The organism is Klebsiella indica, assembly GCF_005860775.1.
GTDB classification, from domain to species: domain Bacteria; phylum Pseudomonadota; class Gammaproteobacteria; order Enterobacterales; family Enterobacteriaceae; genus Klebsiella; species Klebsiella indica.
Genome location: NZ_VCHQ01000069.1, coordinates 1 through 1,262 on the forward strand (window position 1 = coordinate 1; position 1,262 = coordinate 1,262).

General features: G+C 50.2%; 1 protein-coding gene and 1 pseudogene. One reads left to right on the forward strand and one right to left on the reverse strand.

The window, feature by feature from the left end:
- Positions 1-91, reverse strand: a pseudogene (locus tag FE839_RS24485) (L-fuculose-phosphate aldolase); the annotation flags it as partial.
- A 78-nt stretch (positions 92-169) separates the two neighbouring features.
- Here FE839_RS24485 and FE839_RS24490 point away from each other — a divergent pair.
- Entirely contained in the window at positions 170-1,093 is a 924-nt protein-coding gene (locus FE839_RS24490; RefSeq protein ID WP_138363273.1) for an IS5 family transposase, read from the forward strand.
- Positions 1,094-1,262 lie beyond the last annotated feature (169 nt).

Genomic DNA, 1,262 nt, shown 5'->3' on the forward strand with positions numbered 1-1,262 from the left:
TCAATCCATATGTTTTGAATTTCTCCAATACGACTGTCATAGATTCATCGTCTAATGTAGGAACGGGATCAACAATCATTAATGTCTGTAAGGGCTTTGTTGAATAAATCGAACTTTTGCCAAGCGGCAGGATCAGATCACGCATTATCCTGATAATACAGACAACAYCGTGGCAAAGCAGAAGTACAAAATYACCAACTGGAAGGCCTATAACAAGGCCCTCATTCATCGCGGCTCCGTCACTTTCTGGCTGGACGACGAAGCCATTCAGGCGTGGTACGAATCAGCAACGCCCTCATCACGAGGCAGACCTCTGCGTTATTCAGACCTTGCCATCACTACCGTTCTGGTCGTTAAGCGCGTTTTCCGGCTGACCCTGCGGGCTGCACAGGGCTTTATTKATTCCATTTTTGCCCTGATGGGCATTCCTTTGCGCTGCCCGGATTACACCAGTGTCAGCAAACGAGCGAAGTCGGTTGATGTCAGCTTTAAGACACCCAGCCGGGGTGAAATAGCGCATCTGGTGATTGATTCCACAGGCCTGAAAGTCTTCGGTGAAGGCGAGTGGAAAGTGAAAAAGCACGGCAAGGAGCGGCGTCGTATCTGGCGAAAACTGCATCTGGCCGTTGATGCAAAAACACATGAAATCATCTGTGCAGACCTGTCGCTGAACAATGTGACCGATGCCGAAGCTTTCCCGACTCTTATCCGACAGACACACCGGAAAATAAAGTCTGCGGCGGCAGACGGGGCTTACGATACACGGTTATGCCACGACGAACTGCGTCGGAAGAAAATCAGTGCACTTATCCCTCCCCGGAAAGGCGCGGGTTACTGGCCGGGTGAATATGCGGACCGAAACCGTGCAGTGGCAAATCAACGGCTGAGCGGGAGCAATGCCCGGTGGAAATRGACGACAGATTATAATCGTCGCTCAATAGCCGAAACGGCAATGTACAGGGTAAAGCAGTTGTTAGGCGGTTCGCTGGCGCTACGGGACTACGACGGTCAGGTTGCAGAGGCTTTGGCGCTGGTGCGTGCACTGAACAAAATGACGAAGGCGGGTATGCCAGAAAGCGTGCGCATTGCCTGAACAGTGAGCTGTTACAGGAAGACTCGCCTCAAATCTGATTTATTCAACAAAGCCGCTGTTGATTTGACTGTATGTCTGATTTTTTCTATCTAATGAACGGAGGCCAGGCTAATGATGGAGTGTGGGGATTGAAAGAAAAATATTTATTCATCTGCAGTCAGGCGATAGG